This is a genomic window from Pseudomonas sp. IT-P171 (genome assembly GCF_949767765.1).
In the GTDB taxonomy this organism is placed as follows: domain Bacteria; phylum Pseudomonadota; class Gammaproteobacteria; order Pseudomonadales; family Pseudomonadaceae; genus Aquipseudomonas; species Aquipseudomonas fluorescens_B.
The window spans coordinates 131261-154820 of sequence record NZ_CATKQN010000005.1 but is presented as its reverse complement, the minus strand read 5'-3'; the positions used below and the strand labels follow the sequence as shown (position 1 = coordinate 154820).

The 23560-nt window shown below is 61.1% G+C and carries 23 protein-coding genes and 1 riboswitch; of the genes, 6 read left to right on the top strand and 17 right to left on the bottom strand.

All coding sequences use genetic code 11. The annotated features are described in order from the left end of the window. The first annotated feature begins 68 nt into the window (after positions 1–68). On the top strand, positions 69–3539 hold the full coding sequence (locus ACM6I5_RS04870; protein ID WP_414883291.1) for a NahK/ErcS family hybrid sensor histidine kinase/response regulator: 3471 nt from the start codon (positions 69–71) through the stop codon (positions 3537–3539). Positions 3540–3624: 85 nt separating this feature from the next. Here ACM6I5_RS04870 and rmuC read toward each other — a convergent pair whose 3' ends face one another. Continuing rightward, complete coding sequence (rmuC, locus tag ACM6I5_RS04865; RefSeq protein ID WP_193393023.1) at positions 3625–4989, bottom strand: DNA recombination protein RmuC; 1365 nt, start codon at positions 4987–4989, stop codon at positions 3625–3627. A gap of 175 nt (positions 4990–5164) precedes the next feature. After that, on the bottom strand, positions 5165–5488 hold the full coding sequence (locus tag ACM6I5_RS04860) for a sel1 repeat family protein (protein WP_017337282.1): 324 nt from the start codon (positions 5486–5488) through the stop codon (positions 5165–5167). 977 nt (positions 5489–6465) lie between these two features. Between ACM6I5_RS04860 and ACM6I5_RS04855 the strand changes: the two genes are divergently transcribed. The 3 genes from ACM6I5_RS04855 to ACM6I5_RS04845 all read left to right on the top strand — a co-directional run bounded on the left by ACM6I5_RS04855 (position 6466) and on the right by ACM6I5_RS04845 (position 8866). Then, positions 6466–6690, top strand: coding sequence for a hypothetical protein (locus ACM6I5_RS04855; protein ID WP_008031832.1), 225 nt, complete (start codon positions 6466–6468; stop codon positions 6688–6690). A 275-nt stretch (positions 6691–6965) separates the two neighbouring features. Beyond that, on the top strand, positions 6966–7448 hold the full coding sequence (locus ACM6I5_RS04850; RefSeq protein ID WP_008033583.1) for a hypothetical protein: 483 nt from the start codon (positions 6966–6968) through the stop codon (positions 7446–7448). Positions 7449–7594: 146 nt separating this feature from the next. Next, positions 7595–8866 (top strand): OmpP1/FadL family transporter, encoded by a 1272-nt coding sequence (locus tag ACM6I5_RS04845; RefSeq protein WP_414878557.1) that lies wholly within the window; start codon positions 7595–7597, stop codon positions 8864–8866. 89 nt (positions 8867–8955) lie between these two features. Here the strand turns inward: ACM6I5_RS04845 and ACM6I5_RS04840 are convergent, their stop codons facing one another. The 14 genes from ACM6I5_RS04840 to cobO form a co-directional block, all read right to left on the bottom strand. Continuing rightward, a complete protein-coding gene (locus tag ACM6I5_RS04840; RefSeq protein ID WP_414883290.1) occupies positions 8956–9507 on the bottom strand; it encodes a glutathione peroxidase in 552 nt (183 codons plus the stop codon). A 55-nt stretch (positions 9508–9562) separates the two neighbouring features. Then, positions 9563–9685: a hypothetical protein gene (locus ACM6I5_RS04835; RefSeq protein WP_017337278.1), complete on the bottom strand. Its 123-nt coding sequence runs from the start codon at positions 9683–9685 to the stop codon at positions 9563–9565. After that, the gene (locus ACM6I5_RS04830) at positions 9682–10890 is read right to left on the bottom strand and encodes an MFS transporter (RefSeq protein WP_017337277.1); all 1209 of its coding nucleotides are present in this window, start codon (positions 10888–10890) and stop codon (positions 9682–9684) included. The genes ACM6I5_RS04835 and ACM6I5_RS04830 overlap by 4 nt, the downstream gene beginning before the upstream one ends. 52 nt (positions 10891–10942) lie before the next feature. Continuing rightward, complete coding sequence (locus ACM6I5_RS04825) at positions 10943–11347, bottom strand: MarR family winged helix-turn-helix transcriptional regulator (RefSeq protein WP_017337276.1); 405 nt, start codon at positions 11345–11347, stop codon at positions 10943–10945. A gap of 79 nt (positions 11348–11426) precedes the next feature. After that, complete coding sequence (locus ACM6I5_RS04820; protein ID WP_414883289.1) at positions 11427–12161, bottom strand: adenosylcobinamide-GDP ribazoletransferase; 735 nt, start codon at positions 12159–12161, stop codon at positions 11427–11429. A 2-nt stretch (positions 12162–12163) separates the two neighbouring features. Further along, complete coding sequence (gene cobC, locus ACM6I5_RS04815; protein ID WP_017337274.1) at positions 12164–12739, bottom strand: alpha-ribazole phosphatase family protein; 576 nt, start codon at positions 12737–12739, stop codon at positions 12164–12166. Beyond that, positions 12736–13791, bottom strand: coding sequence for a nicotinate-nucleotide--dimethylbenzimidazole phosphoribosyltransferase (cobT, locus tag ACM6I5_RS04810; RefSeq protein ID WP_414883288.1), 1056 nt, complete (start codon positions 13789–13791; stop codon positions 12736–12738). The genes cobC and cobT overlap by 4 nt, the downstream gene beginning before the upstream one ends. Beyond that, entirely contained in the window at positions 13788–14309 is a 522-nt protein-coding gene (gene cobU, locus ACM6I5_RS04805) for a bifunctional adenosylcobinamide kinase/adenosylcobinamide-phosphate guanylyltransferase (RefSeq protein ID WP_017337272.1), read from the bottom strand. Before cobU ends, cobT begins: the two co-directional genes overlap by 4 nt. 40 nt (positions 14310–14349) lie before the next feature. Beyond that, complete coding sequence (locus ACM6I5_RS04800; RefSeq protein WP_414878552.1) at positions 14350–15801, bottom strand: cobyric acid synthase; 1452 nt, start codon at positions 15799–15801, stop codon at positions 14350–14352. Continuing rightward, on the bottom strand, positions 15798–16790 hold the full coding sequence (gene cobD / locus ACM6I5_RS04795) for a threonine-phosphate decarboxylase CobD (RefSeq protein WP_017337270.1): 993 nt from the start codon (positions 16788–16790) through the stop codon (positions 15798–15800). Before cobD ends, ACM6I5_RS04800 begins: the two co-directional genes overlap by 4 nt. Continuing rightward, positions 16783–17691, bottom strand: a complete 909-nt coding sequence (gene cbiB / locus ACM6I5_RS04790) for an adenosylcobinamide-phosphate synthase CbiB (protein WP_017337269.1) — start codon at positions 17689–17691, stop codon at positions 16783–16785. Before cbiB ends, cobD begins: the two co-directional genes overlap by 8 nt. After that, a complete protein-coding gene (gene bluB / locus ACM6I5_RS04785; RefSeq protein ID WP_414883287.1) occupies positions 17688–18338 on the bottom strand; it encodes a 5,6-dimethylbenzimidazole synthase in 651 nt (216 codons plus the stop codon). Before bluB ends, cbiB begins: the two co-directional genes overlap by 4 nt. Next, entirely contained in the window at positions 18335–19735 is a 1401-nt protein-coding gene (locus ACM6I5_RS04780) for a cobyrinate a,c-diamide synthase (RefSeq protein WP_414883286.1), read from the bottom strand. Before ACM6I5_RS04780 ends, bluB begins: the two co-directional genes overlap by 4 nt. Beyond that, the gene (gene cobO / locus ACM6I5_RS04775; RefSeq protein ID WP_017337266.1) at positions 19732–20343 is read right to left on the bottom strand and encodes a cob(I)yrinic acid a,c-diamide adenosyltransferase; all 612 of its coding nucleotides are present in this window, start codon (positions 20341–20343) and stop codon (positions 19732–19734) included. The genes ACM6I5_RS04780 and cobO overlap by 4 nt, the downstream gene beginning before the upstream one ends. A gap of 79 nt (positions 20344–20422) precedes the next feature. Continuing rightward, positions 20423–20658: riboswitch (cobalamin riboswitch) on the bottom strand. 154 nt (positions 20659–20812) lie between these two features. On the opposite strand from cobO, the gene ACM6I5_RS04770 reads away from it, so the two are divergent. Next, positions 20813–21397, top strand: coding sequence for a hypothetical protein (locus ACM6I5_RS04770; protein WP_414883285.1), 585 nt, complete (start codon positions 20813–20815; stop codon positions 21395–21397). A gap of 68 nt (positions 21398–21465) precedes the next feature. Beyond that, a complete protein-coding gene (locus ACM6I5_RS04765) occupies positions 21466–22779 on the top strand; it encodes a PQQ-dependent sugar dehydrogenase (protein ID WP_017337264.1) in 1314 nt (437 codons plus the stop codon). A gap of 117 nt (positions 22780–22896) precedes the next feature. On the opposite strand, the gene ACM6I5_RS04760 is transcribed toward ACM6I5_RS04765, so the two are convergent. Beyond that, positions 22897–23550, bottom strand: a complete 654-nt coding sequence (locus ACM6I5_RS04760; protein ID WP_017337263.1) for an O-methyltransferase — start codon at positions 23548–23550, stop codon at positions 22897–22899. Between the last annotated feature and the right edge of the window lie 10 nt (positions 23551–23560).

Sequence of the window (23560 nt, the reverse complement as noted above, 5' to 3'; positions counted from 1 at the left end):
TAACGCAGACGGTCGTGCGAGACTGTCTGTCCGGGCGGGAGTCCCGGTATCTTTTGTCTGGAGTTCCCATGTCGCTGTCCAGCGGGCTGATCGCCGCCGTTGCCCTGGCCTATATGGCCATCATGTTCGCCATCGCCTTCTACGGTGACCGTCGCAGTGCGCCGTTACCGCCGCGGGTGCGCGCCTGGGTGTACAGCTTGTCGCTGGCGGTCTATTGCACCAGCTGGACGTTCTTCGGCGCCGTCGGCCAGGCCGCCGAACAACTCTGGTCCTTCCTGCCGATCTACCTCGGGCCGATCCTGCTACTGGTCTGCGCACCGTGGGTCCTGCAAAAAATGGTGATGATCAGCAAGCAGGAGAACATCACCTCCATTGCCGACTTCATCGCCGCCCGTTACGGCAAATCCCAGTCGCTGGCGATTGTCGTGGCGTTGATCTGCCTGGTCGGCGTTTTGCCCTACATTGCGTTGCAGCTCAAAGGCATCGTGCTCGGGGTGAACCTGCTGATCGGTGCCGGCGCCGACGCCATGGGCACTCGCGCCCAGGACACGGCGTTGATTGTATCGCTGGTGCTCGCGCTGTTTACCATCGTGTTCGGTACCCGCAACCTCGACGCCACCGAACACCACCGGGGCATGGTGCTGGCGATTGCCTTCGAATCGCTGGTCAAGCTGTTCGCGTTTCTCGCGGTCGGCGCGTTCGTGACCTACGGCCTGTACGACGGCTTCGACGACCTGTTCGATCAGGCGATGCTCGCACCGCGCCTTGAAGCGTATTGGAAGGAAACCATCAACTGGCCATCGATGGTGGTGCAAACCGGCGTGGCGATGATGGCGATCATCTGCCTGCCCCGGCAGTTCCACGTGACGGTGGTGGAAAACATCGACCCACAGGATTTGCGCCTGGCCAAGTGGGTCTTCCCGGCGTACCTGGCGTTGGCGGCCTTGTTCGTTGTCCCGATCGCCCTGGCCGGTCAGATGCTGCTGCCCAGCTCGGTGTTGCCGGACTCGTTTGTCATCAGCCTGCCATTGGCGCAAGCCCACCCCGCGCTGGCGATGCTGGCCTTTATCGGCGGTGCCTCGGCGGCAACCGGCATGGTGATTGTGGCCAGCGTGGCGCTGTCGACCATGGTGTCCAACGACATGCTGTTGCCGTGGTTGCTGCGCCGCAATAACGCCGAGCGGCCGTTCGAAGTATTCCGCCAGTGGATGCTCTCGGTGCGCCGCGTCAGCATCGTGGTGATTCTGCTGCTGGCCTACGTCAGCTATCGCCTTTTGGGCTCCACCGCGAGCCTGGCGACCATCGGCCAGATCGCCTTCGCCGCCGTGACCCAACTGGCACCGGCCATGCTCGGCGCACTGTACTGGAAACAGGCCAACCGCCGCGGCGTATTCGCCGGCCTCGCCGCCGGGACATTCCTGTGGTTCTACACGCTGGTCCTGCCGATTGCCGCCCACAGCCTCGGTTTATCGTTGAGCAGTTTCCCCGGCCTGGCCTGGTTGCACAGCAACCCGCTAAACCTGCCGCTCACCCCACTGACCCAGGGCGTGGTGCTGTCACTGGCCGCCAACTTCACCTTGTTCGCCTGGGTATCGGTGCTGTCGCGCACACGGGTTTCGGAACACTGGCAGGCTGGCCGTTTCATCGGCCAGGAGATCAGTGCCCGCCCCAGCGCCCGCTCGATGCTGGCGGTGCAAATCGACGATCTGCTGCATCTGGCCGCACGGTTTGTCGGTGAAGAACGCGCCCGTCAGAGTTTTATCCGTTTCGCTTACCGACAGGGCAAAGGCTTCAACCCGAACCAGAACGCCGACGGTGAATGGATCGCCCACACCGAGCGCTTGCTGGCCGGTGTGCTCGGCGCCTCCTCGACCCGCGCCGTAGTAAAAGCCGCTATCGAAGGTCGGGAAATGCAACTCGAGGATGTCGTGCGAATCGCCGACGAAGCCTCGGAAGTGCTGCAGTTCAATCGCGCACTGCTGCAAGGCGCGATCGAGAACATCACACAAGGCATCAGCGTGGTCGACCAGTCGTTGCGACTGGTGGCGTGGAACCGGCGTTACCTGGAGCTGTTCAACTACCCGGACGGCTTGATCAGCGTTGGCCGGCCGATTGCCGACATCATTCGCTACAACGCCGAACGCGGTCTGTGCGGTCCGGGCGAAGCCGAAGTGCACGTCGCCCGCCGTTTGCACTGGATGCGCCAGGGCCGCGCCCACACCTCTGAACGACTGTTCCCCAATGGTCGTGTGATCGAGCTGATCGGCAACCCGATGCCGGGCGGCGGTTTCGTCATGAGTTTTACCGACATCACCGCGTTCCGCGAAGCCGAGCAGGCGCTGACCGAAGCCAACGAAGGCCTGGAGCGGCGGGTCACCGAGCGCACCCACGAGCTGTCGCAACTCAACGTGGCGCTGACCGAAGCCAAGGGCACCGCCGAGTCGGCCAACCAGTCGAAAACCCGGTTCCTCACGGCGGTCAGCCACGACCTGATGCAACCGCTGAACGCCGCGCGACTGTTTTCTGCAGCGCTGTCCCATCAGGAAGACAGTTTGTCCAGCGAAGCGCAGAAACTGGTCCATCACCTGGATTCGTCATTGCGCTCGGCCGAAGACCTGATCAGCGATCTGCTGGACATTTCCCGCCTGGAAAACGGCAAGATCAACCCGGATCCGAAGCCGTTTGTGCTCAATGAACTGTTCGACACGCTCGGCGCAGAATTCAAGGCGCTGGCCCGGGACCAAGGGCTCAAATTCCGCGTTCGCGGCAGCACGCTGCGGGTCAACAGCGACATCAAACTGTTACGTCGGATCTTGCAGAACTTTCTGACCAACGCCTTTCGCTACGCCAAGGGGCCCGTGCTGCTGGGGGTTCGTCGGCACAAGGGCGAACTGTGCCTGGAGGTCTGGGACCGTGGGCCGGGGATTGCACAAGACAAACTGAAAGTGATTTTCGAAGAATTCAAACGCCTGGACAGCCACCAGACCCGTGCCGAGAAAGGTCTGGGCCTGGGCCTGGCGATTGCAGACGGGTTGTGTCGCGTTCTGGGCCACACCTTGCAAGTGCGTTCCTGGCCGGGGCGCGGCAGTGTATTCAGCGTCACCGTTCCGTTAGCCAAGGCGCAAATCGCGGCGCCGGCCAACGTCACCGAGCTCAACGGCAAACTCCTGAGCGGCGCGCAGGTGCTGTGCATCGACAACGAAGACAGCATCCTGGTTGGCATGAACAGCCTGCTGACCCGCTGGGGTTGTCAGGTCTGGACAGCGCGCAACCGCGACGAATGTGCGGCCCTGCTGGGCAATGGCATGCATCCGCAACTGGTGCTGGTGGATTATCACCTGGACGATGGCGAGACCGGGACCGACTTGATGGCCTGGTTGCGAACCCGCCTGGGCGAGCCGGTGCCAGGCGTGGTGATCAGCGCCGATGGGCATCCGGAAACCGTGGCCCAGGTGCATGCAGCGGGGCTGGACTACCTGGCCAAACCGGTGAAACCGGCAGCGTTGCGGGCGTTGTTGAGTCGGCATTTGCCGTTGTAAGCCCAAAAGATCGCAGCCTTCGGCAGCTCCTGCAGGGTTTTGTGTACATCTGCAGGAGCTGCCGAAGGCTGCGATCTTTTTGATTTTACTCGGGCAACTCTGCCAACCCGTCCACATCGGTCATTGCCCGCTCCAGCAGGTCCGCCGGCAGGCTTTTACTCGCTCGCGCGCCCAGCAACTTGAGCTGCTCACTGCGGCTGACCAGATTGCCACGGCCTTCAGTCAGCTTGTTACGTGCAGAACTGTAGGCCTTGTCCAGTTGCTGCAAGCGATTGCCGACTTCATCCAGGTCCTGAATGAACAGCACGAACTTGTCGTACAGCCAACCTGCCCGTTCGGCGATTTCCCGGGCGTTCTGACTCTGGCGCTCCTGCTTCCACAGGCTGTCGATGACACGCAGGGTGGCCAGCAACGTGGTCGGACTGACGATCACGATGTTACGGTCGAAAGCCTCCTGGAACAGGCTCGGCTCCGCCTGCAACGCCGCGGAAAATGCCGCTTCGATGGGGACGAACAGCAAGACGAAATCCAGGCTGTGCAAACCGTCGAGCCGCTTGTAATCCTTGCCGGCCAGGCCTTTGACGTGAGTGCGTAGCGACAGCACATGCTGCTTGATGGCGATCTGGCCGATGGCATCGTCTTCCGCTGCCACGTATTGCTGATAAGCCGTCAGGCTGACCTTGGAGTCGACAACCACCTGCTTGTCGCCCGGCAGATAAATGATCACGTCTGGCTGGAACCGCTCACCGTCCGGACCTTTGAGATTGACTTGGGTCTGATACTCGCGGCCCTTCTCGAGGCCGGCGTGTTCAAGCACCCGCTCAAGAATCAGCTCGCCCCAGTTGCCCTGGGTTTTCTGCCCTTTCAAGGCGCGGGTCAGGTTGGTGGCTTCATCGCTCAGGCGCAGGTTCAGCTGTTGCAGGCGCTCCAGCTCCTTGGCCAGCGAGAAGCGCTCGCGCGCCTCGGCCTGATAACTTTCCTCGACCCGCTTTTCAAACGACTGAATGCGCTCCTTCAAAGGATCGAGCAACTGGCCCAGACGCTGCTGACTGGTTTCGGCGAAACGCTGCTCGCGCTCGTCGAAGATCTTGCCGGCCAGTTCGGCGAACTGGGCACGCAATTCGTCTCGCGAGCCTTGCAGGTCGTTGAGACGCTGCTGATGGCTTTCCTGTTGCTCGCGCAGCTCGGCGTTGAGGGAGGCGGCCTGGGCGTCCAGACGTCGCAACTCAGCCTCTTTGCCGGCGCGTTCGATATTCCAGGCGTGGGACGCATCGCGGGCGTCATCGCGCTCGATCTGCAACAGTTCGACTTCACGGCGCATCGCGGCAAGGTCTGCCTGTTTGGCGGCGTTGGCCTGCCCCAGATCGGCAATCTCGTCGCGACAGGCTTCGAGCTGGGCGTTCAGTCCATCCTGGGCCAGTTGGGTCATGGCCAGGCGTTCTTCCAGCAGGGCGACATCCGACTGCGAGGCGCTCGCCCGGCGCTGAAGTTGCCAGGCCAATGCCAACAACGGCAGTGCAGCCCCCGCCAGCCCGAGCAATATGCTGGTCAAGTCCATCGCCATCGCCATTCCTGCCCATTCGATAAAGCTTGAAGGTTAACCAAGGTGTCAGGTCTTGGACAGCTCAGTCTTCGATCAGACCCAGTTCCTGTTGGGCGCGTCGATCCCCTGCCCGCGCGGCCTGACGCAAAAGGTCCTGGCCGATTCGGCGATCCCGGGCATTCCCGCATTCGCGGCACATCAACTGGCCGAGACGGCTTTGCGCGGCCACTACGCCTTCTCGGGCCGGTTGCTTGAGCAATCGCCCGGCGAAGTGTTTGACGTTGCTGTTTTCACCCAGGCGCGGGCTGTCGAGCAGCCACTCGGCCACACGCATCGAAAAGCGCTTGGGCGGGGTAACACGGGGAGGTGTAGAGGTTACAGAAACGGGTACTGAGCGAAACTTCATAAAGCACTGTGGGGCAGATCGGAAGGCGCGCCACTCTACTCTTTTTTTCTTACAGGTAAAGCCTAAAAAAACCCGGCACGCCCGTGCTAGAGCAAGCGCTCGGGACAATCCACAGAAGCTGTGGATAACTCAGTGGACAACCGCCCTTGAACTCTCGCAAAGCCCTGTGGAATGGGGCTCGCAGTCAAACTGACGATTTTTTCACCAGTAAAAAAAAGCGATGTTTTTCATTGACTTAAATTTTGGTTGCAGGCACCCACTGCGCTGGAGGGCAAGATGACAGTGGGGTGACAACTCGCGCAACTTATGTGCACAAGTGCCTCCGAGACAGTTATATCGATGCGCTTTTTCGGCGCATTTTGTTAGCCGGTCTGGGGATAACCCCTGCCAAACCCCTGGTTCAGGCTTACTTTGACCCGATGAACGTCGCAGACCGACCGTCGGATTTTGAGCCATTACAAGGCGATCATGGCTGCCAATTAACACCTGCGAGGTGATACCAGAAGATGTTTTTGGCTAACACACTTCCTTTCTGCAATTCAATCCGTTACTATCCGCGGCGTTAGTACCAAGCTGAAAGTCAATTCTGGTCGAACAAATCCCCCCGATATGCCTTCCAACAGGAAGCATCAATCGAACAAGCGGGATCGACCACCTCGATGGTTTCCAGGTAAAACTTGCGTCAACACTGCCTTTGAATCGAAAACAAAGGGTGTTGCGAAGCTCATTTACTCTGACCGAACCAGCCTGCAAATTGATCAGGATCTTCACCCCGGGCCCAGAACCTTTGCCCTTGATGTGTTGCCTGCCCTCCTAAGTACCTACCTGCCAGCCCAAGCGCGCCAATTTAATCAGCGCTTCAAACTGGCTGCTTTGTTCCAGTCGGGTTCTTCGTTCGACCAATGGTGGTCGTCGTCACTGGAACGTTTTAACTTTGCACGGTTCTTATCCGTGTCGCTTGTAGGAACACCCATTAAATGACTACTCAAATCCACACCCAGGATGCTATCCGCACCCTAACCAACGCTTTTGCCCCAATGAACTGCCTGATCATGGCCGCTCGCAAAGGCTGCTTCAGCTTCACACTGGTCAACGAACACGGCATCGCTCGTCACAGCGAACGCCTGTACCCCGATCAATACTCCAGCGCCGAGCCGCTGCAGGCTGTGATCGAGCGTACCCGTCAGGCACTGGTTGCCTGATACGCCGCAAAGGCTGAAAACCTCAGAAGCCTCGCTGAAAAGCGGGGCTTTTTATTGCCCGATATTTCTGTTTTCGCGCCCGCCGCGTAAGCACTAACCGATATAACGGTTATAACTGGCTGCCGGAAATATTTTAAAAACAGTCCTTTACAGCGCGAATATGACACTACACTTCAACTCAAGCGGCCTGAGCCGCTTCCGGCGAGCCTGATTCGATCCACCCGCTGCCAACGCTACCTTCAGGACTCGCCGACCACTTCATGTTCGAGGGTTTTATGGGTATCGCTGCCAGCGAACTGTGCCGCTATGTGATACGTCCGACATTGATCTACCTTGGGCGCCATAGCGCAACCGCCGAATCCCTGCTGCTGGGCATCGCCGCCAGTCAGTCAGCCTTGGGCTCCGCCCTGCACGATCGCCGTGGACACGGCCTGTACCGAATCGCCGAACCCCGCCACCAGGCACTCTGGGACCATTACCTGGCACTTGATCCGGAGCGCGCCAGCCTGGTCCGCGGCCTGGCCAGCCAGCATGCTTTCCTGAGCGGCCCGCACCTCGAACTGACCGTCAACCTGCGTTATGCCACCGCCATCGCCTGGCTGCTGGTCGAAGAACAGAACACTCCGCTTCCCGAAGCAGACGACCTGCTGGGAATGGCCCGCATCTGGCGCCAGACCTTCCAGCCTCAAGGACGCCTGAGAGACTTCACCTATGCCTGGCAAACCTGTGTTTCACCATTGAATCAGGTTGCCTGCTAATCCCCCCCTTTTCCGAAGATCGCGCAACACGCCGCGATTTGGTCGGATTGTCCTACAAAACCGCTCTAAATCAACGCATACAGCCTATGGCGCTGGGACGAAAATGTTGGTAATTTTCGGCCCGGTGATCACCAAGAGTTCTAATAATGAAAAAAGTAATGCTCAAAACCACCCTTAGCCTTGCCGTTGCCGTGGCCTCCACCCAAATCTTCGCAAGTGGCTTCGCCCTCAATGAGCAAAGCATCAGCGGAATGGGGACAGGTTTTGCCGGGCGATCTTCTTCTGCCGACGACGCTTCCACCGTTTTTGGCAACCCTGCCGGTATGTCTCGCCTCAAGCGCGAACAAGTAACCGGTGGCGTTGCATTTATCGACGCGCACACAGACATCAGTGATGCCAGTTCCCGCCCTAATGGTGGCTCCAACAAAGGTGACATGGTCCCTTTCATGGGCGTCCCTATGGGTTACTACGTCAAGCCTATCGACGATCATTGGGCATTCGGTCTCGGTGTATACGCACCGTTCGGCCTGGTGACCGACTATGAGAACAACTTTGCCGGTCGTTACTTCGGTAGCAAGAGCGAAGTCAAAATCGTCACCCTGCAGCCAACCGTCAGCTATGCCTTCAACGACAAGGTGTCGATCGGTTTCGGTCCGACCATCAACCGTATTGACGGCACTCTGGAATCGAACCTGTCGGCAACGCAGGCCCGTCCAGACGGCAAGGTCAAGATCGAAGGTGACGACACTGCGCTTGGCTACAACTTCGGTATCCTGGTTCAAGCCACCGATAGCACTCGCGTCGGCCTGACCTATCACTCGAAAGTGAAATACAAGCTCGAGGGCAACACCAAGGTCAACTACCAACTCTTCGCGCTGCAGGGTCAGAACCCGAGCCAGAAGTACGACGCGTCGCTGGACATCACCACGCCTGAATCGGTCGACTTCTCGTTGACTCATAAGCTGGACGACCAATGGACGCTCTACGCCGGTAGCACCTGGACTCGCTGGAGCCGCCTGAAAGAGATCTCCGTCGAGAACGAAGGCGTTCCAGCGGCCCTGCGCCCTCAGTTTGGCACCATCACCGAAGAACAGAACTGGCATGACACCTGGGCTCACGCCATCGGTGCTTCGTATCAAGTGAACAAGCAATGGGTCCTGCGTACCGGTTTCTCCGTCGATCAGGCGCCGACCAACAACGAGAACCGTTCCCCACGCATTCCGACTGGCGATCGCAAGATTTTCAGCCTGGGCGCCGGCTGGAGCCCGACCGACGACCTGACCATCGACGTCGCGTATTCGTACCTGGTCGAAGAGTCGGTCAAGATCAACGAGACCAACGCTCGCAACCAGAACTACACCGCCAAGTATGAAAACTCGGCAAACGGTTTCGGTGTGGGTGCAACCTACCGCTTCTGATGACTCACGGCGAGCCTGAACCGCTCGCCGCTTGAATCAAAAAAGCCCCGCGCTCTTGTACAGAGGCGGGGCTTTTTAGTGGGTATCGATCAGGGCTGCGAGGCCAGTGCTTTCTCCACCGCCTCGATAAACTCGGGGTCATCAGGCTTGGTCAGGCTGGAAAAATTGGCGATCACTTTGCCCTTGCGATCGACCACGTATTTGTAGAAGTTCCACTTCGGCGCATCACTCTGCGCAGCGAGCACCCGGAACAGGTGGGTCGCGTCGTCACCGCGGACTTTCTGCGGTTCGGTCATGGTGAAGGTCACACCGTAATTGACGTAGCACACCTTGGCGGTCTCTTCGCCGTCCTTGGACTCCTGCTTGAAGTCGTTGGAAGGCACACCGATTACCTCCAGGCCCTGGCCCTTGTAATGCTGGTTCAGCGCCTCAAGGCTTTTGAACTGGGGGGCGAAACCGCAAAAGCTGGCGGTATTGACCACCACCAGCGGTTTACCGGCAAAGCGCTGACACAGGTCGATGGATTCCTTGGCGCGCAGCTTGGGCAACGAGCCTTGCAACAGCTCCGGGCACTCGGTGGCTTGTGACAATCCGGTAAACGACACCAGTAACGCGGGAACGGCCAGCCAGCGCATCAGCATGTCCATACCTCCTTGAAAAGTCGCCTGAAACGAACTTACTCGCCCTCACCTCGTGCTAGCAAGCGCCCATACCCAATTGCATCAACGCCAGCCCGCCCTGATGCCAACCCCACCACGCCAACGCCAGCAGTAACACGCCGCCCGTTGCCACGGCGATCCGCGGCCAGAGGCTGTTCATGTCGCACTCATCCGGGTTTGCAGGCGCGCCACCGGCCGCTCACGCACCGGCCAGTTCAGGGCAGCCGCCAACAGACTCAAGAGAATCGCTACCTGCCAGATCAAGTCATAGCTCCCGGTCCGGTCATACACCACCCCGCCCAACCAGCCACCCAGGAATGATCCGAGCTGGTGGAACAGGAAAACAATCCCACCGAGCATGGACAGATTTCGCACGCCAAACAAGGTCGCCACGGTGCCGTTGGTCAATGGCACCGTCGACAGCCACAGGAAGCCCATGGCCATGCCAAACAGATACGCCGTGGTCGTCGTCACCGGCGCCCACAGAAACAGGACAATGACCACGGCCCGCAGTAAATACAGGCCGGTGAGCAAACGCGGCTTGGACATCCGCCCGCCGAGCCAGCCCGCCGTGTAAGTACCGAAGATGTTAAACAAGCCGATCAGCGCCAGCACCGTCGTGCCGACCGTGGCGGGCAAATGCTGATCCACCAGATACGCCGGCAAGTGCACGCCGATGAACACGACCTGGAAACCGCAGACAAAAAAGCCGAACGACAGCAGCCAGAAGCCCGAATGGGAACAGGCTTCACGCAAGGCTTCGGAGAGGGTCTGTTCATGACCGAAAACTGGCAACGGCTTGTCCTTGAGCATGCTCACCAGCGGCACGATCAGCGCGACCAGCAGGCCCAGCGCCAGCAATGCCGCCGACCAGCCGAGCCAACCGATCAAACCCAGCGTGCCAGGCACCATCGCGAACTGGCCAAAAGAGCCAGCTGCGCTGGCGATGCCCATGCCCATGCTACGTTTCTCTGGGGGTACCACGCGGCCAACCACGCCCAGGATCACCGAAAATGAGGTGCCCGACAGCCCGATACCGATCAACAGGCCCGCGCTCAACGACAGGGTGACCGCCGAATCGGACAACCCCATGAACAGCAGGCCCATCGCGTAGAGCACGCCGCCGATCAGCACCACTTTCGCCGCGCCGAAGCGGTCGGCCAGCGCACCGGTGAAGGGCTGCGCCAGCCCCCAGATCAGGTTTTGCAGGGCGATGGCAAAGGCAAACGTCTCACGCCCCCAGCCAAATTCGGCACTCATCGGCGCCAGGAACAACCCGAAGCCGTGTCGCACGCCCAGAGACAACGCAAGGATCAGCGCACTCCCCACTAAAACCCAACCGCAAGTACGCCACATCGATGTCATTCTTATTCTCCGGTAGCGGGTATATACCCGCTTAAGATCGGAAAAACCGGCGTCACGCCAGTTCGTCCAGCAACTTCAGCAAAATTTCGCGTTTTTCGGCACCCAGTCGATCAACCAGTCGCTGCTGCGCCGCCTCCCAGGCTGGCAACGCCGCGGTCAAACGCTCAGCGCCAGCCTCGGTCAGCTTGACGATGCGATTGCGCATGTCTTCGCCCTCGACCAGCCTGACCAGGCCTTCGCCCTCCAGCACTCGCAGATTACGACCGAGGGTACTGCGGTCCAGGCCCATGGCCTCCGCCAGGACGGAAATACTCGGTTCATTCAGACGCTGCAGATTGCACAGCAAAGAATACTGGGCAACGTTGATTCCGAAGCCGTCGAGAGCGCCGTCGTAATGCCTGCTGACGCCACGGGCGGCGCGACGCAGGTTGATGCATAAACATTGGGATTCGAGCATGGTGCGTGTATATACCCGCGGTTAAATGAAAGCAAATTTTTAAAACATGTTACCCGTAGGAGCAAGCGGTGCGGCGATCCTACAAAACTAATGCAAGCCCTACGATCACCGTCATTTCCAGCAACTCTAGCAATGCACCGGCCGTATCGCCCGTGGTCCCGGCCAGTCGCCGCAGCATCACCTGTCGCAACCAAAAGAAGACCAGTAAAGCGATTACCAACGCCAAAACACTGCCGAGACCTGCAATCAGCACACACGCCAATGCACTGACCGCCAGCACCCACTTGCCCGCCAATCGCGGCAGATGATCGGCCAGTGCCTGCCCCAAACCACCGGCCCGCACATAGGGCGTGGTCAGGAACAACCCCAGCAACGCGGCACGGCCAATCAACGGAACGACGATCAGGAAAACGCTGTGTTGTTGCTCGATCAATGCCAGCAGCGCAGCGAACTTGAGCAGCAACACCAGCACCAGCGTCACCACCGCGATCGGACCGCTGCGCGGGTCTTTCATGATCGTCAGCGTGCGTTCACGGTCGCCGAATCCACCGAGCCAGGCGTCGGCGCTATCGGCCAGACCGTCGAGGTGCAACGCTCCGCTGAGCAATACCCAAACCGTCAGCAACAGCGCTGCGTGCAGTATCAAAGGCGTGCCGAGCAACAGCCAATTCAGCGCCCACAAGATCGCGCCAAACAGCAGCCCCACCAACGGATAAAACAGCAGGGAGCGCCCCAACTCCTCGGGCGCCGGCATGCCCGGCAGACGAATCGGCAGACTGCTCAAAAATTGCAGGGCGATCCAGAACGGCAACATGATCAGATCGCTTCCTTGAGGATGACGCCAGTCTCGATGCTCAGAGAAAACAACGCACCATGGCCGACTTCAACGTTCAGCAACTGCTCACGTGGCAAGCCCCGCGCCTGCGCCAGCAACAAACGCATGACGCCGCCATGACTGATCAGCAAAACACGTTCGCCCGCATACGCCGCATGCAACCGGGCTACAGCCGCCAATACCCGCGTCGAAAAATCCTCGACCCGCTCCCCTTGAGGTGGCGTAAACGAATAAGGGTCAGCCCAGAACAGGCCCAGCGCTTCGGCATCGGTTTGCATCAACGCCAACGCGCTCTGCCCTTCCCACGCACCGAAATGCAGTTCCTGCAGATCCTTATCCAGCTGCACGGGCAAGCCCAGTTGCGCCCCGAGCTCTTGCGCGAACCGCGCACAACGTTGCAACGGCGAACTGACCAGACGATCCCAAGGCCCCTGCTCGACCACCGCCGCGCGCATCTGCGCCCAACCTGTGTCGGTCAACGCGTCGTCGAGGCTGCCGCGCAGGCCGCCACCGAGTTCGGTTTCGCCGTGGCGCAACAGATCAAGGCGCAAAGTCATGCCGGACGATCCGCCACGGCCGCTTCGGCGAACGTCGCCATTTGTCCGTGAAGGTCGCACGCCAGGCGCAGCAGCGGCACGGCCAACGCAGCGCCGCTGCCTTCACCCAGACGCAGGCCGAGGTCGAGCAACGGTTCGGCGTTCAAGGTTTCCAGCACATGACGATGACCCGGCTCGGCGCCGCGATGACCGAACAACAGCCACGGGCGGCAGTCAGGATTCAGGCGCACCGCCACCAACGCCGCAACGCTGCAAATGAACCCGTCGACCAGCACTGCGATGCCTTCCTGGGCACACGCCAGGTACGCGCCGACCAACGCTCCAATTTCGAAACCGCCGAGGCTGAACAGGGTTTGCAGCGCGTCGTCACGCTGAGCGCGGTGCAAAGCCAAAGCGCGTTCGATGACCTGGGCCTTGAGGCTGACACCCGCCGCGCTCAGGCCGGTGCCCGGCCCGGTCAAGTGCAGCACCGGGCAATCCAGCAACGCACAAGCCAACGCGCTGGCCGCCGTGGTATTGCCGATGCCCATTTCGCCACCGATGAACAACTGCGTACCGGCGGCGCTGGCACGCTGCACACTGTCACGACCGGCCTGCAAGGCGAGCGCGCCCTGCGCTTGAGTCATGGCGGGACCTTCAACAAAATTCGCGGTGCCTGCGCCGATGTTCAAGTGCCGCACGCCCGGCAGATTCAACGATGGCGTCACGGTCCCGAGGTCGACCACTTCGAGGGAAGCGCCGAGCTGGCGCGCCAGCACACTGATCGCCGCGCCACCGCTGACGAAGTTGTGCAGCATCTGCCCGGTGACTTCCTGGGGAAACGCCGACACGCCTTCGGCGACCACGCCATGGTCACCGGCAAAAATCGCAATCCACAACTGATCCAGGCTCGGTTTGACCTGCCCCTGCAACCCGGCCAATTGCACCGCTACCGACTCGAGCCGCCCAAGAGAGCCGGCGGGCTTGGTCAGCTGCTGTTGCCGTGCCTGAGCCTGTTCGACGGCTTGAGCGTCAACCGGCTTGCACGGATTCAGCCACCAGGTTTGAGTCATAACGCAGTTCCTTTCAAGGTCAGGGGCAGGCCGGCGACGGTCAGGACGACTCGCTGACAGCGCTCGGCCAAGGCTTGATGCAGCCAACCGGCTTCATCGACATAGCGGCGAGTCAATTCGCCCAGCGGCACGACACCCATTCCGGTCTCGTTGCTGACAAAAATGATTTCACCCGGCAATTCGGCCAGGCAGTCCAGCAAGGCTTCGCGCTCGGCGGTCAGTCGCTCGGCGTCGTCGAGCATCAGCAGATTGGTCATCCACAGGGTCAGGCAATCCACCAGCAGGCAACGATCGGCGCGGGCGGATTCGCGCAGGACGCGGGCGAGTTCAACGGGCTCTTCGATCAGCGCCCACTCGGCCGGACGGCGTGCACGGTGATGGGCGACCCGTTCGTTCATTTCACCGTCCAGGGGTTGGCTGGTGGCGATGTAGGTCACGCTCAGGTGGCTGTCGGACGCGAGTTTCTCGGCCAGGCGACTTTTGCCGGAGCGGGCACCGCCGAGGATCAGTTGCAGCATGGTTCATTCCTTTCAATCTTCGGTGACTGTGCCGGCCTCATCAAATCCCGCAGAGCTCACGCAGCAGCCGGGTATCCAGATGCTTCTCCACCAGATCCGCCAGACGTTCGATATCCCGCTCGCGCAAGCCGTGGTAATCCACGTCCTGCACCTCCTGCAAACCCGCCCAACGCAACAGCGCACTGCACGCCGCCGGCGATTCGAACAGGCCATGCAGGTAGGTGCCGAAAATCTGTCCGTCACCACTTTGCGCGCCGTCGCAACGACCATCGTCCAACTGCACGGCGGCATTTTCCAACGCGGGTCCGGTGGTCACGCCAGCATGAATTTCATAACCGCTGACTTCAGCGTTTTCCAGCGTCAGGCGCCCGCGCACATTGCGCAGTTGCTTCTCTTCTTCGAGCTGCGTTTCGAACGCCAACAAACCCAGACCGGCACTGGAGCCCGGCGCACCTTCGAGGCCCAACGGGTCGTGCACCTGCTCGCCGAGCATCTGCAGGCCGCCGCAAATCCCCAACACCTTTCCGCCATAGCGCAAATGCCGGGCGATGGCGGTGTCCCAGCCATTGGCGCGCAAATACGCGAGGTCGCTGCGCACGCTTTTCGAGCCGGGAAGAACGATCAGGTCAGCGGGTGGAATCGCCTGGCCGGGGCCGATGAATTGCAGGTCCACTTGCGGGTGCAGGCGCAGCGGATCGAAATCGGTGTGGTTGCTGATGCGCGGCAACACCGGCACAACGACCTTCAGCACCTGGTCGGCCTTGTCGGTCTGGCGCTGATCGATGCCGTCCTCGGCCTCCAGGTGCAGGTCCATCACGTAGGGCAGCACGCCGATCACCGGTTTGCCGGTGCGCGCTTCCAGCCAGTCGAGGCCGGGTTGCAGCAAGGCAATGTCGCCGCGAAAACGGTTGATGATGAAGCCTTTGATCCGCGCCTGCTCGGTGGGAGAAAGCAATTCCAGCGTGCCCACCAGATGTGCGAAAACGCCGCCGCGATTGATGTCGGCGATCAGCAGCACCGGGCAATCCACCGCCTCGGCAAACCCCATGTTGGCAATGTCGCCGGCCCGCAAATTGATCTCGGCCGGCGAGCCTGCGCCTTCGACCATCACCACCGGATACGCCGCGCTCAGCCGCTCATGGGACGCGAGCACCGCTTGCATGGCGATGGCTTTGTAGTCGTGATACGCAACCGCGTTCATCGTCGTGACAGCGCGCCCGTGAATGATCACTTGGGCGCCAGTGTCGCTGTTGGGTTTGAGCAGCACCGGGTTCATGTCGGTATGCGGGTCGAGATAAGCGGCCTGAGCCTGCACCGCTTGTGCACGTCCGATCTCGCCACCGTCGGCGGTCACGGCACTGTTGAGCGCCATGTTCTGCGGCTTGAACGGCACGACTCGTACGCCCTGCCGCGTGACCCAGCGACACAGCGCCGTCACCAGTGTGCTTTTACCGGCGTCCGAAGTCGTGCCCTGCACCATCAACGTTGTCATCGGGTTTCCCTGGCGTAGGCGTCGAACGCTTGATCAAGTCGGGCCCAGTCGGCTTCTTCGCCGGGCAGGCCGAACCGCAGGCTGCTGTTGTGGGTGAACAACCGCAGCAGAATGCCGTGGCGGGCCATGAATTCATGGAGTGCTTCGGCGTGTTCGGTGGTCAGCCACTGAAACAGGGCACAACCGCCCTGAGGTTTGAAACCGTGCTTTTCCAACAGTGCAGCCAAACGCTCGCTGGCCGCTTCGGTGCGCACACGCTGTCTGGCGTGGCCTTCGGTATCCTGCAGACAGGCTTGCCCCAACACGCGAGTCGGTCCGCTGACGGCCCAGGGCCCGACTTGTTCGGCGAGCAGCTTGAGCAGCTTGCGCTCCGCCAGCACGAACCCCAGCCGGACACCGGCCAGGCCAAAAAACTTGCCGAAGGAGCGCAACACGATCAAGCCGACCTGATGGGCGCACGGCGCCAGGCTCAGCTGTGGCGTGTTGTCCATGAACGCTTCGTCCACCACCAGCCAGCCACCGCGCTGGGCCAGTCTGGAATGCCAGTCGAGCAGACGGCTCGGGGTCAGGCTCAGGCCCGTCGGATTGTTCGGGTTGACCACCACCAGCACATCGAGACTGTCGAGGAAAAAGTCGACCTCTTGCTCCAGCACTTCACGCACGATGTAGCCGCTGCGGCGCCAGGCTTCGGCGTGCTCGGCGTAACACGGCGACAGCACGCCGACCTTGCCGACCCGGCGCAAACGCGGCAGCAACTGGATCGCCATTTGTGAACCGGCCACTGGCAGCACCTGCGCGGCACCGTAGTAATCGCAGGCGGCTTGTTCCAGTCCGTCATCGGTTTCCGGCAATCGCGCCCAGGCGCGCAACGGAATGTCGGGGACCGGAAACGGCCAGGGCGCGAGGCCGCTGGACAGATCAAGCCAATCAGCTTCGGCGATGCCGTATTCGAGCGCCGCCTTGCGCAACCGTCCACCATGCTCAAGCATAGAATTCAGCCCCCACGCAGAGAATCAGCAGCCATAACCATACCCCGCGCTGGACCAATTGCCAGCCTCGGTCGATGGAGTCGGCGTCCGCCGGCGCGCCCTCGCCCAGTTGCGGACGCTGATGCAGTTCACCGTGATAAATCGCCGCCCCGCCCAACTCGACGCCCAGCGAACCAGCACCCGCGGCCATCACCGGGCCGGCGTTCGGACTGTCCCATGTCGGACCCTGGGTGCGCCAGCATTTCAAGGCGAGTCGGGTTTTGCCCAGCAGCGCGTAGGTCAACGCCACCAGTCGCGCAGGAATGTAGTTGAGCACGTCGTCGATCTTCGCCGCGGCCCAGCCAAAACGTTCGAAGCGCTCGGTGCGATAACCCCACATCGCATCCAGCGTATTGCTCAATCGGTAGAGCACCACGCCGGGCGCGCCAGCCACTGCAAACCAGAACAGCGCGGCAAACACCGCGTCGCTGCCGTTCTCCAGGACGGATTCGGTGGCGGCGCGGGCGACCTCGGTTTTATCCAGCTCACTGGTCTGGCGGCTGACCAGGTAACCGACACGCGCGCGCGCTTCCTCCAGATCATCACTGCGCAGCGCCGTGGCCACCGGCGTGACGTGTTCACCGAGGCTACGCAGGCCGAGGGCGCAATAGAGCGCGAGAATCTCGACGATCCAGCCGACATAAGGCGCCCAGGAAAAAGCCGTGGCGAGCAAGGTCAGCGGCACGACCGCGATCACCCAGGCGGTAACGCCGTGGCTGCGCCAGCCGCGTCCTTCACCATTGAAACGTTGTTCGATGCGGTCGGCAAAACGGCCGAACGCCACCAGCGGATGCCAGCGTTTGGGTTCACCCAGCAGCGCATCCAGCGCCACTGCGGCGACACTCAACAACGCCACACTCATTGACTCACTCCCCAATAATTCTCATACAGCAATTCGCTTAGCGGACGCGCCTGCGCCCAGCCTTCGAGTACCAGCATCGGCGCCGGATAGAATTCCTTGACCGGCCCGAGGCAAAGAATCGCCAAAGGTTTGGCCCCGGCGGGCAAACCCAGCAGATCGGCCAGGGCTTGCGGTTCAAATAAAGAGACCCAGCCCATGCCCAGTCCTTCGGCGCGGGAGGCCAGCCACAGGTTCTGGATCGCGCAGGACAACGAGGCCATGTCCATTTCCGGCAGGGTGCGGCGGCCGAAAATGTGGCGTTCACGGTCGTCCATCAGCGCGGCGACCAACACTTCCGCGCAGTCGTTGATGCCTTCGACTTTCAGCTTCATGAATTCGTCGGTGCGTTCGCCGAGGGCTTCGGCGGTGCGGATGCGTTCTTCTTCCACCAGCACTTGGATCTTGCCGCGCAGGGTGCGATCGCTGATGCGGATGAATCGCCAAGGCTGCATCAGGCCGACGCTTGGGGCCTGATGCGCGGCTTCGAGCAGTCGCCGGAGCAACTCAGGTTCGACGGTGCCGCCGCTGAAGTGGCGCATGTCGCGGCGTTCGGCTATCGCGCGATACACTGCTTCCCGCTCGGCTTCACTGAATGCGTTGTCGGTCATGGCCTCATCGCTGGCAGGCCAGCTCCCACAGGGATCTGCGTTTCTTCAGGTAATACACGGTCAACTGTGGGAGCTGGCCTGCCAGCGATGGCAGCTTCACGGTCAGGCGCAAACAGCGCAGCTACAGCGTTCGGATTGGACGGGAAATAGAAATGCACATAGGAAGCCGTCATCCGCCCCTGCCGATAAACCGCCTCCGCTCCGCGCCCGCCGTTAGGACTGAGGCCACGGGCAATCGGCTCAAGTTCGGTGCTGGTCAACGAATGATGATAGGTGTGGCCGCGCAGCGAACCTTCGGGCAATTCCACCGCCTGCAACGCCAGCGCCGCCAGCCGTTTCTGCATCACCGCATCACCGGCCAGCAACCCCACCAGTTCTGCGCGAGTACCTTCGACATCGGTCAGCGAATCGAGCAGATACAGCATGCCGCCACACTCGGCCAGCAACGGTTTGCCCGCCGCATGGTGAGCGCGAGTGGCGCCAAGCATGGAGGTGTTCTGTGCCAGCGCGACATGGTGCAATTCCGGGTAACCGCCCGGCAGATAGAGACTATCTGCCTCCGGCAATTGCATGTCGCGGATCGGCGAGAAGAATGACAATTCGGCGCCCATGGCTCGCAGCAAATCCAGGCTCGCGCCGTAGGTGAAAGCGAAGGCTTCATCACGGGCCACGGCAATCCGTACACCGGCCAGCAACGGTTCGGCGGCGATCACTTCTGGAGCGGCGAACTCCACAGGTGGCGGCAGCGCAACGTCACAGCTGTTGGCCAGTGATTCGGCCGCCGCATCGAGACGCAGGTCGAGATCGTTCAACTCGCTGGCCTGAACCAGACCGAGGTGCCGACTCGGCAATTCAATCCCGGTCTCCCGGGACAATGCGCCGTACCAGCGCAAGCCTTCAGTCAGGCTGCCTTCAAGCAACTGCGCATGGCGCAAGGTGCCCACCCGGTTGGCCAGCACGCCAGCGAACGGCAGGTCCGGCTGATACTTCGCCAACCCCAACGCCAGCGCACCAAAGGTCTGCGCCATCGCCGTGCCGTCGATCACCCCGAGCACCGGCACACCGAAATGCCGCGCCAGGTCAGCGCTGGACGGCGTACCGTCAAACAGCCCCATGACGCCTTCGATCAGGATCAGATCGGCTTCACCGGCGGCTTCCCACAACAGTCGACGACTTTCCTGCTCGCCGACCATCCACATGTCCAGTTGGTAGACCGGCGCACCGCTGGCGCGCTCGAGAATCATCGGGTCGAGAAAGTCCGGACCGCATTTGAACACGCGCACCTTGCGCCCCTGATTGCGATGCAAACGGGCCAGCGCGGCGGTGACGGTGGTCTTGCCCTGACCGGAAGCCGGCGCGGCAATCAAGACCGCCGGGCAATGACGTGGTTGACTCACAATTCGACGCCTTTTTGCGCTTTGATGCCGGCCTGGAAGGCGTGCTTGATGACGCCCATTTCTGTAACGGTGTCGGCCAGTTCAATCATTTCCGGCTTGGCGCCGCGACCGGTGACCACCACGTGCTGCATCGGCGGCCGCGCCTGCAAGTCGCTGAGCACCTGATCGAGATCGAGGTAACCGTGCTTGAGGGCAATGTTCAGTTCATCCAGCACCACCAGGCCGATCGACGGATCCTGAAGCAGTTCACGGGACACTGCCCAGGCGGCTTCGGCGGCGGCGATGTCGCGTTGGCGGTCCTGGGTTTCCCAGGTAAAGCCCTCGCCCATCACATGAAAACGCACCTGCTCGGGAAAGCGCCGGAAAAACAGTTCTTCGCCCGTGCTGTTGCGGCCCTTGATGAACTGCACCACGCCGCATTGCATGCCATGGCCCAGGGAGCGGGCGAGCATGCCGAACGCCGAGCTGCTTTTGCCTTTGCCGTTGCCTGTCAGCACCAGCAGCAGGCCGCATTCATTGGGCGAGTTGGCGATGCGTTCGTCGATCACGGCTTTTTTGCGCAGCATGCGCGCCAGATGGCGTTCGTCACGATCGGGAGTATCAGTCATGGGGAGCTCTCCGTTGAGGCTGGATAACGGCGGGCAGGCACAAGAATAGACGGCAAGAAGCCTGGCATCGCCCACCGTGATGCCGCTGGATGGATCAGGCCGGTCTCCGGGCTCATGAGCGGCACTCCGCCTGACTGCGCGCCTTCCCATGCCGATATCGACACAGTGGCAACAATGCTCAGTCTTCACTCATTTACCGTTGCGGGGGCAGCGCCGGGATCGTGATTGTTCATGAATGGAACGAATGCACTCACCGGCTTCCCTGTTTCACTCTGTCGACCAAGGCCACAGAGCACCTGAAACAAGCCGCGAAGGTTAGAGGGTTGGGGGTGGAGCGTCAATTAAAGCCGGGACGCCGTCGGGCGATTAACTGCCGTTGATCAATTAACTGACGCCAATCTTGTGCCACACTCTCAGCAGTGATATCAAAGCGCCACAACCTGACAACACAATAACAAGGGTGAGCCACATGCAAGGCATGATCATCAGCAATCCGAAGCTGGAATTCCTGCGCCCGGTGCTGGAGCGCTGGTTTGACTGTATCGACCGTTACAACGCCGTGCGCGGCGATAACGACACGCCTTACTGGTACGACGAAAAAGCCAACCTCGGCTTGCTCTCCGCCGCCGCATGGGCGGCGGAAATGGTCACGCTGCAACAGACACCGACCCGCAAACAGAACGAGGAAGGCGAACGCAACGCCCGCGCCGACCTGTTCATCGCCACCAGCGAAGAACGCGCCTACCTTCAAGCCACGCAGCGTTGGCCACGGGTCAACAACCTGAACCTGACACAGGCGCTGGCCGATATCACCAGCGACGCCAGGCGAATCAGCTACGCCAGTGACCTGAAACTCGGCTGCCTGTTCGTTGCACCGCAAAAAGCCCAGCATGGCGCCACCCCGGAAGAACTCCAGGACATGGTCGACGATCTGCTAAAGGAACACTCCTGCGCCGTCGCCTGGTATTTCCCCTACGCCTACCGCAAGTTGCGTAATGAAGCGGGCAACTATCACCCTGGCATCGCCGTGCTGTTCAAGGAAGCCCGCGGCTGACCGGTTGAACCATCGCGGGTGTGCGCTTCTCTATTGATCAGGTCACTGCATTTATAGGGAAGATCAGCATGCACAAGCCCCCGTTCGTTCTCGTCATCGCCCTGGCCGGAGGGCTCGCCGCCTGCGGTGAAACCTCCAGCCTGCAAGTCTCCGACGGCACCGGCCCGTCACCCAAATTGCCAGAACCGAACAAAACCCTGATCCCGACGGTGAACATCGCCCCGGCAATCGGCTGGCCGGACGGTGCGAAACCCACCACCGCAGCGGGCACCCAGGTGGCGGCGTTCGCCGAAGATCTCGATCATCCGCGCTGGCTGTACGTGCTGCCGAACGGTGACGTGCTCGTCGCCGAAACCAACGCGCCGCCCAAACCCGACGATGGCAAAGGCGTTAAAGGCTGGGTCATGAAGAAAGTCATGGGCCGCGCCGGTGCCGGTGTACCGAGCCCGAACCGCATTACGCTGTTACGGGACAAGGACCATGACGGCATCGCCGAAACCCGTACGGTGTTTCTGGAAAACCTCAATTCGCCCTTCGGCATGACCTTGGTTGGCAATGACCTGTATGTCGCCGACACGGATCGCTTGCTGCGCTTCCACTATGAGAATGGCGACACGGCCATCAAGTCGCAGCCGATCAAAGTGGTTGATCTGCCGGGCGGCACACTGAATCACCACTGGACCAAAAACGTCATTGCCAGCAAGGACGGCAGCAAGCTGTACGTCACGGTGGGTTCCAACAGCAATGTCGCCGAAAACGGCATGGACCAGGAAGAAGGTCGCGCGGCGATCTGGGAAGTGGATCGCGCCACCGGCAATCACCGGATCTTCGCCTCGGGGATTCGCAATCCAAATGGCCTGGCCTGGGAGCCGCAGACCGGCGCACTGTGGACGGCCGTCAACGAGCGGGATGAAATCGGCAGCGACCTGGTGCCGGACTACATCACTTCAGTGAAGGACGGCGGATTCTACGGCTGGCCTTACAGCTATTACGGCCAGCACGTCGACATTCGCGTCGAACCGCAAAATCCGGACCTGGTCGCCAAGGCCATCGCGCCGGACTACGCGGTCGGCCCGCACACCGCATCGCTGGGCCTGACGTTCGCTGAAGGCAACTCGCTGCCAGCGCAATTCAAGGAAGGCGCATTCATTGGGCAGCACGGTTCGTGGAACCGTAAACCGCACAGTGGCTACAAAGTGATTTTCGTACCGTTCAGTGCCGGCAAGCCGATTGGGCAACCGATTGATGTACTCACGGGCTTCCTCAATGACGAAGAGAAAGCCATGGGTCGGCCGGTGGGTGTGGTGATCGATCAGCAGGGTAGCTTGCTGGTGGCGGATGATGTGGGGAACAAAGTGTGGCGGGTTTCTGCGGCGAAGTAGCTGCCACACTCAAGACCTGTGGGAGCAAGCCTGCTAGCGATGGGGTCAGCACATCCGACATTGATGTACCTGGCGCACCGCTATCGCGAGCAGGCTCGCTCCCACAGGGGACCGCGTTTAGCGCTTGCGGCAAAGCGTCAATCCATCGCCCAACGGCAACAGCGACAGATCCACACGAGAATCATCCTTCAAGGCGAGATTAAGCGCCTGGATGGCTCGGGTGTCTTCGCTCTCGGGATTCTGCTCCAGCACCCGCCCGCTCCACAGGGTGTTATCGAACACTGCCAGGCCTCCAACGCGCAGCAGTCGCAGCGCGTGCTCCAGGTAGGCCGGATAGTTGGCCTTGTCGGCATCAATGAACATCAAATCGAATTGTCCGGGCTGGTCCAACTGAGCCAGGGTTTCCAGCGCAGGCGCCAGGCGCAGGTCAATTCGTTCGGCGAGCCCTGCTTCCTGCCAGTAACGGCGCGCCGTGGCGTTGTAGTCACCAGGCATGTCACAGCAGATCAGTGAACCGCCATCCGGCAACGCCGCCGCCATGCACAACGCGCTGTAACCGGTGAAGGTGCCGACTTCCAGCAGGCGCCTGGCGCCGGTGAGTTTCACCAGCAATGCGAGGAATTGCCCCTGCTCCGGCGCCACCTGCCAGCGCGCCATCGGCAGGGCCTGGGTTTCATCGCGCAAACGCTTGAGCAGCGGCGTTTCCCTCAGGGAAACGTCGAGCAGGTATTGATACAGGGAATCATCGAGATTGAGCGTACGAGCGGTCATGACGACCTCT

Coding starts and splice junctions, on each gene's coding strand:
- ACM6I5_RS04870 (WP_414883291.1), top strand. CDS start 69: ATGTCGCTGTCCAGCGGGCTGATCGCCGCCGTTGCCCTGGCCTATATG.
- ACM6I5_RS04860 (WP_017337282.1), bottom strand. CDS start 5,488: ATGAAGTTTCGCTCAGTACCCGTTTCTGTAACCTCTACACCTCCCCGT.
- ACM6I5_RS04855 (WP_008031832.1), top strand. CDS start 6,466: ATGACTACTCAAATCCACACCCAGGATGCTATCCGCACCCTAACCAAC.
- ACM6I5_RS04850 (WP_008033583.1), top strand. CDS start 6,966: ATGGGTATCGCTGCCAGCGAACTGTGCCGCTATGTGATACGTCCGACA.
- ACM6I5_RS04845 (WP_414878557.1), top strand. CDS start 7,595: ATGAAAAAAGTAATGCTCAAAACCACCCTTAGCCTTGCCGTTGCCGTG.
- ACM6I5_RS04840 (WP_414883290.1), bottom strand. CDS start 9,507: ATGCTGATGCGCTGGCTGGCCGTTCCCGCGTTACTGGTGTCGTTTACC.
- ACM6I5_RS04835 (WP_017337278.1), bottom strand. CDS start 9,685: ATGAACAGCCTCTGGCCGCGGATCGCCGTGGCAACGGGCGGCGTGTTA.
- ACM6I5_RS04830 (WP_017337277.1), bottom strand. CDS start 10,890: ATGACATCGATGTGGCGTACTTGCGGTTGGGTTTTAGTGGGGAGTGCG.
- ACM6I5_RS04825 (WP_017337276.1), bottom strand. CDS start 11,347: ATGCTCGAATCCCAATGTTTATGCATCAACCTGCGTCGCGCCGCCCGT.
- ACM6I5_RS04820 (WP_414883289.1), bottom strand. CDS start 12,161: ATGTTGCCGTTCTGGATCGCCCTGCAATTTTTGAGCAGTCTGCCGATT.
- cobC (WP_017337274.1), bottom strand. CDS start 12,739: ATGACTTTGCGCCTTGATCTGTTGCGCCACGGCGAAACCGAACTCGGT.
- cobT (WP_414883288.1), bottom strand. CDS start 13,791: ATGACTCAAACCTGGTGGCTGAATCCGTGCAAGCCGGTTGACGCTCAA.
- cobU (WP_017337272.1), bottom strand. CDS start 14,309: ATGCTGCAACTGATCCTCGGCGGTGCCCGCTCCGGCAAAAGTCGCCTG.
- ACM6I5_RS04800 (WP_414878552.1), bottom strand. CDS start 15,801: ATGACAACGTTGATGGTGCAGGGCACGACTTCGGACGCCGGTAAAAGC.
- cobD (WP_017337270.1), bottom strand. CDS start 16,790: ATGCTTGAGCATGGTGGACGGTTGCGCAAGGCGGCGCTCGAATACGGC.
- cbiB (WP_017337269.1), bottom strand. CDS start 17,691: ATGAGTGTGGCGTTGTTGAGTGTCGCCGCAGTGGCGCTGGATGCGCTG.
- bluB (WP_414883287.1), bottom strand. CDS start 18,338: ATGACCGACAACGCATTCAGTGAAGCCGAGCGGGAAGCAGTGTATCGC.
- cobO (WP_017337266.1), bottom strand. CDS start 20,343: ATGACTGATACTCCCGATCGTGACGAACGCCATCTGGCGCGCATGCTG.
- ACM6I5_RS04770 (WP_414883285.1), top strand. CDS start 20,813: ATGCAAGGCATGATCATCAGCAATCCGAAGCTGGAATTCCTGCGCCCG.
- ACM6I5_RS04765 (WP_017337264.1), top strand. CDS start 21,466: ATGCACAAGCCCCCGTTCGTTCTCGTCATCGCCCTGGCCGGAGGGCTC.
- ACM6I5_RS04760 (WP_017337263.1), bottom strand. CDS start 23,550: ATGACCGCTCGTACGCTCAATCTCGATGATTCCCTGTATCAATACCTG.